This window comes from Microvirga aerophila (assembly GCF_003332305.1).
Taxonomy (GTDB): Bacteria; Pseudomonadota; Alphaproteobacteria; order Rhizobiales; family Beijerinckiaceae; genus Microvirga; species Microvirga aerophila.
Map to the genome: position 1 here is coordinate 62,764 of NZ_QOIO01000032.1, position 8,045 is coordinate 70,808.

The following is an 8,045-nucleotide window of genomic DNA, read 5'->3' on the forward strand; positions in this document are numbered from 1 at the left end:
CTCTATCAGACTTCTATGGCGTGACCTATCGGTATCGGCCGCGTGGAGCAACGCTCCTCGGCTGAAACATGAAAGTCTGTCGACTGGGTTTGCCGACACCCCGTTGCGTAACCCACCATAGAATAAGCCGCCCCGTTAGGAGCGGCTTAGGGGTCAGTCAGACTGACGTTACGATAGGCTCAATCAAGCCTGCTGCAGGTTGGTTGCAGATTCTTTGCCGGTACGGCGGTCGGCTTCAACCTCATAGGAGATCTTCTGGCCTTCTTGGAGGCCGCGCATGCCGGCCCGCTCGAGGGCCGTGGCGTGGACGAAAACATCCTTGCCGCCGTTGTCCGGCTGAATGAATCCGTAGCCTTTCGTCTCGTTATACCACTTCACAGTCCCAGTAGCCATTGGATATTCCTTTAGTCCCTTCAGGTGCGATTTCGCGGGGCCATCCTGCCGTGTCTGGCAGAGAGGTCAAGTCTCTAGCCGCCTGTGCGATGATACCACAGTGGAGGAGAGGGGAGAGCCCCCTAAAAACTTCCCTCTCCAGCCGGTTCGATTGGCCCTAAGGGCGGGGAGGGAAAACCTCCCCGGGCCCAGATGCCGCTTCCTACCGCTGTTGTGCGTTGGGCGGGGTGTTGCCGGGAGGATTGACGTTCTGCGGCGGTGGGTTGGTGTTGCCCGCAGCCCCTGCCCGGTTCTGGTCGTTCGCATAGCGGAACTCGGGTGCGTTCTGCAGGTCGGCCTTGGTCATCTTCACCATGGCGCGGGCCGGGGTGTTGGGGTCATTGCCCGAGCCTGCCGCGCCGCCTGCGCCGGCTGTGCTGCCCGCCGGGGCCGTGCCGCCCGTCATTCCGCCGGTTCCGCCGCCGGCGGTGCTTCCCGTCGTTGCCGGTTGGTTCATCCCGCCGGTGGCCGTGCTCGGGACCGTCACACCGCCGGCGGTGTTGACGCCGGATCCGCTGCCCTGATTGGCGTTCGAGGAAGCCTGGACCTCTTGGTTCGACAGCCACTGCACCTGTTCGAAGGGTATGGCGACATCCTTCTGGCCGATGCCGAGGAAGCCGCCGACTCCCACCACCAAGCCATGGATCTTGCCCTGGCGGTCGACCAGAACCTCGTCGATATCGCCGATTTTCTGATTATCGGCGCCATAAATATCAATCCCCATCAGGCGCGAGCCGCGCATCAGGTCCGGCGGCATCTGCGTCATGACCTGACCGGACCCGACAGGCTGGGTGGGAGCCGTTGTCTGAGCCATTGCCGATCCAGCCAGAAGGGCGGCGGCCGCGAGACCAGCGCCTAAGTGCATCTTGAGCATCGATTCCTCCGTGGTGTGACGTCGTGACGAAACGCCCGCAAAGGGAACGGCCAGAATGGGACAAGGTTCTGCGCCGACCGAGCGGATCGTAACGTTTTCCTGCCTGGCTGTTCTCGTTCGTGGGCCTGACCGAGGTTGTCCAAGCGCTCAGTAGACCTTTCCTGGTGACACCGAAAAGCTGCCGGTCTCCTCAGGCTCATAGCCTGGGAATCGTCCAGGTGCGCGGGATCGCTCCTGCGGACTCAGGCGGTTGCGGCTATCACCCTGTCCGCGAGCAAACGATCCGCCCTGCTCATAGCCGTCACGGTCGCGGCCCGTGCGACGCCCACGGTCCAGGTCCAGGCCAAGGTCTTCGTAGCGATTGGTTCCCTCCGAGCGAGGCAATGGGCTGCGGTTGGCGCTTCGATCCCGGTTCTCGTTGCGGTTGGCCTGCTCCTGGCGATTGGAGCGGCCGCGCTCCGCATTCCTGTTGCGGATGTCGTCCTGTTGCCTGGCCTCGCGCTCGTATTTGCGCCGCTGATAGATCCCGAGGGCACAGCCGGCGAGGGCGCCTTTCAGGCGGTGCCCGCCCGCGAAGTGACCCGCGACAGCACCGCCAAGTCCGTATTTGAGGCAGCCGCCGGGACGGCTCTGAGCCTCGGCCGCGCCGGCAGGGATTCCGAGGCCGAGCGTCACGGCGGCGATAAGCACAATCTTCGTCATCGAAAAAATCTCACGTGGTTCCGGCCAACGTGCGCTTGCCGTGGAGGTTCCTGACGATGGCCTGCAAAGACTGCCCCGCATGCGCTTGCTGCGGCTAAGTGGGATCCTTCGAATTCATGGTTCGCTCCCGCGTATTGGTGAGGTTGAGGATTGAGCCTCACCCCGGCAACCGCCGATGGCGCTCGGTTGGGAGACCCGATCTACCGCTGGCCTGAACCCGGCTCCGCCATCTTGCGATGTTGTTCGGCCAGCATTCCAGCCGGGGTGACCGACGCAATGGCGGTGGTCAGCTTGTTCTTCCATCCGCTCACGATATCGCCGTCGCCGCGCATCATGGCGTCGAACCCTGTTTTCGCCACGTCGGCCGGATCGTCCTTGGAGCCCTGTCCGACGTCGGTATCCATCATGTCGGCGCGCTCGAAAAACTCCGTATCCGTGGCGCCTGGCATGAGGCAGGTGACCGTGACGCCTGTGTCCTTGAGTTCGTTGCGCAACGCAAAGGAGAAGCTGTCGATGAAGGCCTTGGTGCCGTTGTAGACGGCCTGGAACGATCCCGGCATGAAGCCCGCGATAGACCCGGTGATCAGGATCTTGCCCTCCTGCCTGTCGCGCATGTTTCGGCCGACCTTCTGGATCAGGTAGAGCGTTCCTGTGATGTTGGTGTCGATCACGTGGCGAGCCTCTGTGAAATCCTGGTCGAGGAAGCCATGGCCCAGGCCGTGCCCGGCATTGGCCATGAGGACATCGATCGGCCTGCCTTTAGTGGCAGCGTAGAGTTGATCGACGTCCTCCAGCGTTGCGAGATCAACCTCCACGGCCTCAACCGCCGCTCCAAGCGAGCGGAAGTCCTCCGCGGCGCTCTGAATTTTCGCCTGATCAGCGGCGATCACCAGATCATAGCCGTTTTGGGCGCTTAGCTTGGCAAGTTCATAGCCGATGCCCGCAGAGGCACCTGTGACGACGGCGAGGGAACGTGCAGTTTGAGCCACGGGAAAATCTCCATTCGGCGGTTAACCATGCGGGTGCTGGATGGTTCGGGCCGCATGGGCACATCCTCGATGCCGCACGGCTCCCTAGAGGGGCTCTGGTCGCGTTTTCTCGCTTGGCACATGCGCGTGCCGGCCCGTCGGCACACTCGCTCCTACTGGGTGCCCGGAGGCGTAACGTAAGGGAGATCGTCGGGTGACGGCCCCTTATGATCAGCCGGACTTCCATCCTCTGGCACTGGATCGAGGTTCGGAAGCTCCGGCAAGACGCCCGGCGCATCAGGCTGTTCCACAGACGGGGGATCTGGCTGGGTCGGGTTGGACATGGGCGCTCCATCGTCGGGTTTCTTCTTGGGAAGCCGTTGGCGATGCTTACGTTCCCTTCCCAAGAGAAACTCTTCCGGAAAGGGCAGCGCGTGTCCTTGAGTTGAGAGTAACCCACAGCCACCGGAATTCTGGCGTCTATCCTGATGCGTGGCTTCCGCGGCTGCAAAGCCGTCAAGGAAGCGGAAGCAGCCTGCTTCCCCTTGCGGATCGGCTTTCAATCCCCATATCAAGTTTACCCCAGCGGACATTATGTGGACTTCGAGAATCGGCGGGCGTCACTGCCAAGCTTCGATGTGACCGCGCCAGGACGGATGTAATCCGGCCCGGTCTGTTCCTGCGCTAGCCTGACGATGCGAGCGCCCGTCTGGTACCCAATCAGCCCAGGCCCGTAGCTGGCGCGGCAGGAGATGCGTAGGCATCCCGCCCGTTCGCCCCGGAGCCTGGGCTTTTTCGTATGTGGGGCTCATCTTCGATCGGCCACAACGCCTGTGGCCGTGCCGGTGAAAGATCCTGAGGTGTAGCGCAGGGAATTGGCGGGGAGGGGACTGCTTTGCTAAGATCCTGTAGATCCGCTAGTGTTCAAAAAATTAGGCCCAGCAAGGGAGATCGGTCGCGCACTGAGCCAGCCCCCGTGTATGGATCTCCCGCCCGACCGCACGGATGTCCTCGCGGTGCTTTGCCGACACCCAGCTATCGATCGTCGCGATCATGCGGTCCCAATCCGCCAGAAGGTAGATGCTGATGATCGGGACCACGACGAGCAGCGAGAGCAAGGCTTTCCCGCCCGACCAGGCCGAGCGGACGAGGTCACCGAGCTGGGCACTGTCCATCGCAGCCGCCGTGTGGGTGACCGACTCCTCGATCCGAAGTTCTTGGCCCATGACCTGATGCAGCCAGGGCGGCCGGTGTCGGCGGCGAGAGACTGGACCTGCGTGAGATAACGTGGGAACTCTTCAACGAAGGCAGGGAGCATCACTAGCATCAGGCCGGCGAAGCCGACGGACAGCACCAGGATGAGGATCAGAGCGGCCAGTCCGCGATTGATCCCGATCCGCTCCAGCCTGTCGACGGCCGGAACGAGGAGGTAGGCAAGCGCCATGTCGACCGCGAACGGCAGGAGGATCTCATGCAACAGCGCCAGCATCAGCAGCACGATGAGGGCGATCGTGCTCCAAAAAAGCGGTGGGGCGGGCAACCGTCATTACTTGCCTCCCGGGGGTGAATCTCCCGTACGGCTCCTAGGGCTTGACCGGGAAGATTGTCTTCCAGTCCCGCTTCATATCGACCACGGTCCAGCGATCCACCGCTGCGGCATCGAGCGCCTTGTCGAGCTTTCCCACACGCGACTGGCGGTCGTAGGCGTATTCCCGCTCCGCATCGGTGTGATGCACCACGACACCCAGGCGGCGTCCGCCCGCCTCGGTGGTCCATTGCAGCATCTCGAGGTCGCCGTCTGAGTTCCCAAAGGCGGCGATCGGCTGGAGGCCGATGTGCTGATTGATGCCGACCGGCTTGCCAGGCCCGTCGTCGACGAAGTTCACCTGGGGCAGGCGGAACAGCGTCGGCAGCCCGCCGCGACGCTCGAACTTGGTGACGATGCTCGAGCCCACCACCTGATTGGGCGGAATGCCGTAGCTCCTCTCGGCGAAGGCCCGTATGAACTCGATGCCACCGCCCGAGACGATGAACGTCTTGAACCCATTGGCGCGCAAATAGGCCAGCACCTCCAGCATGGGTTGGTAGACAAGTTCCTGGTAGGGGCGGTCGAAGCGGGGGTGCTTGGCGGTTGCGAGCCAAGCCTGGACCATCCCTATGAACTGCGCCGGCGCCATGCCCGCATGTGTCGCGGCGACGATCTCGACGGCTCCCTTCTCGCCGGCGGCGGCGAGCGCTGCCATGTCGCCCTCGAGTACTGCCTTGAAGGGCTGCGTGTCCCGCCATTCCGGATGCTGCGGCGCCAGCGCCTTGACCCGGTCCAACGCGTAAGCGAACTGCACGTAAATCGGCTGCTCGATCCACAGCGTCCCGTCATTGTCGAACGTGGCGATCCGCTCCGGTGACGGTACGAAGTCGGGCGATCCCTCCCGGGTCACGTCGGTGACGAAGGTGACGATAGCCTGTTTCGCTGGGCCATCGTTCCATGAGGGCAATGGGTCGGTCTGGGCGACGGCAACCGAAATCCAGGTTACGAGCAGTGCAAGAGTGCCAAGCCAGGACAGACGAGCGCGCATGTGTACCTCCCATTGGAGCATCAGTGCAGTGAACCAACGCAAGCGCAGCGTCAGAAGTCGTCGGACCCATCCTTGCAGCGGTAGCCGATGAAGCATTGCGGGTTGTTGGAGCTGGGTACCCAGGCCGGCTCCGGGAACTGATCGACCAAGCATTCTGAACCATTCTTGACGAAGCGAGCGTAGGTCGAGGGCCCAGTATCAAGGACGACGGCGCCTTCCCTCATGACAAGCTGGCGGTTGGCCCCGCAGGTTCGCTGGGATGTCGGTGGTCCGACCTGCGCTGCCGCTGCCGTAGCAACTAGGGTGAGAGCAAGGGTTGATAGCAGGGTTCTCATCATCGTTTCCTCCTCAGTCTTCGAACTGAATGCTCCTTCAGCAATCGGTGCAGATGCCCTCCTTTACCTCACGGTCGATCCGCTTGTTCTGCCGCTCCATCTGCCGGGTGGCGGTCACGTCGTCCGTCGAGAACTCGTTTTTCGGGGACGTCACTGCGTCCCGCTCGAGGGTCCTTTCCGATGGGATCGTGATCTCATCCCCACGTGGCGTGGGCCTCGGCTCCTGGTTCTGGGCCCAACTCGGCATGATGGTCACAAGACCCCAGAAGGCGATGAGAAAAGTGACACGTTGCATGGTCAATCCTCCTGCTTGCGAACGGCTCACCCGGTGCACGCGACGGGTACAGGAGCATCAGGCTGGACCAATCCCCGAACGGGGTCTCCTCCGCTCGGGCCGCAGTGCGAGGAGGGCCATGTGAGACATGATCCTCCCCGGTTAAGTCAGTTTCCGGTGGGCATCGGTACGTTGACGCCTTCCTTCGCGAGCACCTCCCGCACCGTCTGGAGCCGCTCGTAATCCGAGAGCGTGATTGGGCCGGTGTAGCCGTAGCTCTGCACCTTCCGCGGCGGATACTCGACGTAGGTCTTCATCACCTTCTTGAGTTCCTCCTCCATGACCACGCCCATCCAGGTGCGTTCGGTGAAGTTGTTCATGAAGATGTCGTAGCGCTCCTGAGGATCCTGGAAGAGATCAAAGACTTGCGGGACCGTAGCAACGTACTTGCTCGCCCCTTTCCAGCCGAGGTTGGTGTCGACCGCGAGGCCGCCGGTGGAGGCGCCGTCGTCGCCACGGAGGTTGAACAGGAACTTGTAGTTGTTGACACGGACCGCGCCGGGCGACAACTCGTTCTCGGTGAAGTAGAACCACGACTTCCGCGGCGACTGGCCTGTCCCGAACAGCACCGGCGACATGTCGTAGCTGTCGAAGATAATCGGCTGACCTTCGCGGTCCTTTTCCGGCAGCTTCGAGCCCGCAACCGACGCGAACGTAGCCATCAGGTCGAGACCGCCGAGGATCTCGTGGTTGTTGGTGTTGGGTGCGATCCGACCCGGCCACCACGCCATGGCTGGCACGCGGTTGCCGCCCTCGCGCAGGGTGCCTTTGGTGCCGCGGAACGGGGTGTAGCCGGCATCGGGATACACGTCCTGCCAGGCACCGTTGTCCGTGGTGTAAAAGACGAGCGTGTTGTTGCCGCCGATCTGCCGGATCTTGTCCATGATGCGGCCGATGCGGGAGTCGAGTTCGACCACCGAGTCGGCATACTTGCTCTTCGACAGCGACTTGTGCTCGTACTCCGGTGCCGGCATGTTGGGCTGGTGCACCTTCATGAAGTTGATGCTCATGAAAAACGGCTCGCGCGATTGCGCCGCCCGGTCGAGGTAGTCGAGCGAAGCTTTCTCGACATACTCGTCGAAGAACGGGATGCCGACGACGCCCTCCTTGCCGTTGATCACGGGTGTGTTCACGTACTGGCCGTTGACCTTGAACTCCTCCCGCACCGGCTGCCCGGCATTGCCCGACAGCGCTCCCTTGGTTACCCGCTGGAACGTTTCCCGCAGCTCCGGAGGCATATCCGGGAACCAGGTGGGATCGGCATAGGTGTAGGCGTTGAGGTGGTAGAGACCGCAGTACTTCATCTCGTCATAGCCCTGGGCGTTCGGCAGCGCGTAGTCCGCCTCGCCGAGATGCCACTTGCCGGTGAAGAAGGTGCGGTAGCCTGCCTGCTTGAGCACGGAGCCCAAGGTCCACTCGGCCGCCGGCAGGCCGCCACCCTGGCCCTGGAAGGCCACGGTGGTCATGCCGCTGCGGTTCGGGATGCGTCCAGTCTGCATCGCGGCGCGGCCTGGGGTGCAGCTCGGCTGGGCATAGAACGAGAAGAAGGTCATGCCCTCGTTCGAGAGCCGGTCGAGATTGGGCGTCGGCATGCCGCGTCCGGGACCGCCGCCGTAGGCGCCAAGATCACCGTAGCCCGTGTCGTCAGAGACGATCAGTACGATGTTGGGCTTCTGCTGCGGAGCCTGGGCGAAGGTTGGGACGGCCATCGTCGCGGAGACCAGCGCCGTGGCCCCGATCAGGGCCGCCTTGGCTCGCATGCGCCGGAGGCGGAATCGTCCGCCGGGCGTTTGTGAGGACGCACGATCACTGGTCATGGGCTCT

Annotated in this window: 9 protein-coding genes and 1 pseudogene; all 10 read right to left on the minus strand. The window is 62.9% G+C overall.

What is annotated here, in order from left to right:
* Nucleotides 1-183 precede the first annotated feature (183 nt).
* On the minus strand, nucleotides 184-393 hold the full coding sequence (locus DRB19_RS17865) for a cold-shock protein (protein ID WP_114187382.1): 210 nt from the start codon (nucleotides 391-393) through the stop codon (nucleotides 184-186).
* A gap of 202 nt (nucleotides 394-595) precedes the next feature.
* Complete coding sequence (locus tag DRB19_RS30020; RefSeq protein WP_162815743.1) at nucleotides 596-1,306, minus strand: PRC-barrel domain-containing protein; 711 nt, start codon at nucleotides 1,304-1,306, stop codon at nucleotides 596-598.
* 147 nt (nucleotides 1,307-1,453) lie between these two features.
* A complete protein-coding gene (locus DRB19_RS30795; RefSeq protein ID WP_174799962.1) occupies nucleotides 1,454-2,008 on the minus strand; it encodes a hypothetical protein in 555 nt (184 codons plus the stop codon).
* Between the two features lie 200 nt (nucleotides 2,009-2,208).
* On the minus strand, nucleotides 2,209-2,997 hold the full coding sequence (locus DRB19_RS17880; RefSeq protein ID WP_114187383.1) for an SDR family NAD(P)-dependent oxidoreductase: 789 nt from the start codon (nucleotides 2,995-2,997) through the stop codon (nucleotides 2,209-2,211).
* 911 nt (nucleotides 2,998-3,908) lie between these two features.
* On the minus strand, nucleotides 3,909-4,202 hold the full coding sequence (locus DRB19_RS31200) for an AI-2E family transporter (protein WP_114187385.1): 294 nt from the start codon (nucleotides 4,200-4,202) through the stop codon (nucleotides 3,909-3,911).
* Between the two features lie 41 nt (nucleotides 4,203-4,243).
* Nucleotides 4,244-4,516 (minus strand): annotated as a pseudogene (locus DRB19_RS31905) (AI-2E family transporter); the annotation flags it as partial.
* Nucleotides 4,517-4,559: 43 nt separating this feature from the next.
* Nucleotides 4,560-5,552 (minus strand): HAD family hydrolase, encoded by a 993-nt coding sequence (locus DRB19_RS17900; RefSeq protein WP_245439624.1) that lies wholly within the window; start codon nucleotides 5,550-5,552, stop codon nucleotides 4,560-4,562.
* Nucleotides 5,553-5,602: 50 nt separating this feature from the next.
* Entirely contained in the window at nucleotides 5,603-5,890 is a 288-nt protein-coding gene (locus tag DRB19_RS17905; RefSeq protein WP_114187387.1) for a hypothetical protein, read from the minus strand.
* A gap of 34 nt (nucleotides 5,891-5,924) precedes the next feature.
* A complete protein-coding gene (locus DRB19_RS17910) occupies nucleotides 5,925-6,182 on the minus strand; it encodes a hypothetical protein (RefSeq protein ID WP_114187388.1) in 258 nt (85 codons plus the stop codon).
* Nucleotides 6,183-6,328: 146 nt separating this feature from the next.
* Nucleotides 6,329-7,981: an arylsulfatase gene (locus DRB19_RS17915; RefSeq protein WP_114187397.1), complete on the minus strand. Its 1,653-nt coding sequence runs from the start codon at nucleotides 7,979-7,981 to the stop codon at nucleotides 6,329-6,331.
* Nucleotides 7,982-8,045: the final 64 nt, after the last annotated feature.

Bases quoted from the DNA above. Each gene is read 5' to 3' on its own strand.
- DRB19_RS17910 (WP_114187388.1), bottom strand. From the start codon at position 6,182: ATGCAACGTGTCACTTTTCTCATCGCCTTCTGGGGTCTTGTGACCATC.
- DRB19_RS30795 (WP_174799962.1), bottom strand. From the start codon at position 2,008: ATGACGAAGATTGTGCTTATCGCCGCCGTGACGCTCGGCCTCGGAATC.
- DRB19_RS30020 (WP_162815743.1), bottom strand. From the start codon at position 1,306: ATGCTCAAGATGCACTTAGGCGCTGGTCTCGCGGCCGCCGCCCTTCTG.
- DRB19_RS17900 (WP_245439624.1), bottom strand. From the start codon at position 5,552: ATGCGCGCTCGTCTGTCCTGGCTTGGCACTCTTGCACTGCTCGTAACC.
- DRB19_RS31200 (WP_114187385.1), bottom strand. From the start codon at position 4,202: ATGGGCCAAGAACTTCGGATCGAGGAGTCGGTCACCCACACGGCGGCT.
- DRB19_RS17915 (WP_114187397.1), bottom strand. From the start codon at position 7,981: ATGCGAGCCAAGGCGGCCCTGATCGGGGCCACGGCGCTGGTCTCCGCG.
- DRB19_RS17905 (WP_114187387.1), bottom strand. From the start codon at position 5,890: ATGATGAGAACCCTGCTATCAACCCTTGCTCTCACCCTAGTTGCTACG.
- DRB19_RS17865 (WP_114187382.1), bottom strand. From the start codon at position 393: ATGGCTACTGGGACTGTGAAGTGGTATAACGAGACGAAAGGCTACGGA.